Source organism: Marivita cryptomonadis (assembly GCF_002115725.1).
Lineage (GTDB): Bacteria > Pseudomonadota > Alphaproteobacteria > Rhodobacterales > Rhodobacteraceae > Marivita > Marivita cryptomonadis.
Map to the genome: position 1 here is coordinate 1 of NZ_JFKD01000104.1, position 771 is coordinate 771.

The following is a 771-nucleotide window of genomic DNA, read 5'->3' on the forward strand; positions in this document are numbered from 1 at the left end:
GGATCATCACGTCCAGGTTGGCCTGTTCGGAGGCTGAAGCAGCGGTCGCATGAGAGACAGGCAGGCCGCATCCAAAAAGTGCGATGAGGCCTGGCAAGGCAAGTCGGCAAGTGAGTGCAGTGAGACGCGGGTACTGGATCACGGCTGGGCTCTAGTCATTCCTGATGCCGTCAGCTTGCCGTGATCAAGCTATGGTCGCCGCAAGAAAACCATATTCAGGACTGTAAGGATTTCTTCTGACGGTACTGACACCATCAATCACAGTGGATAGGGCGTTTGAAGAACAGCAGATACCCGATGGGCAAGGCGAATCCGTAAGCCCAGCCTTGGGCGTTTTGATTGCCAACCTTGACTTCTCCTTTGACCACGGGCTGCACGCTGACCAGCTCCCAGCCTTCGCTGCCTAATTGAGCAAGGCGGTTTTGACGTTCAGAATCTTCCAGAAAACCCTGGGTGTCGGGTTCAGTGGTGGGCTCTTCGGACTTGAACATGAAGAGCTTTTTGGTTCTGACAACGTACTGAAAGGGAGAGAACTCAGTGTGGTATTCAAATTTCTGACGGCCCATGGCGACGTCCTCAATGTGCAGAGCTACCAGGGTTTCAATAATAAGCGCGTGCCAGCAATCTGAAATAGTTTGTTGCTAAGCGCGTGATTTCTGAGGTTGGAGTGCAGAGGTCCGAGCATCGACATAGCGCTGCATGATAGAAAGCACCATTGAGTTCAACGCTAGGATCTTCATCCCTCGCGTCACCGCCACGTACAGCAAATTC

General features: G+C 52.8%; 1 protein-coding gene. It reads right to left on the reverse strand.

Annotated features, from left to right (window positions below; all coding sequences use genetic code 11):
- Positions 1-254 precede the first annotated feature (254 nt).
- Complete coding sequence (locus MCRY_RS22510) at positions 255-566, reverse strand: hypothetical protein (protein WP_008437393.1); 312 nt, start codon at positions 564-566, stop codon at positions 255-257.
- Positions 567-771 lie beyond the last annotated feature (205 nt).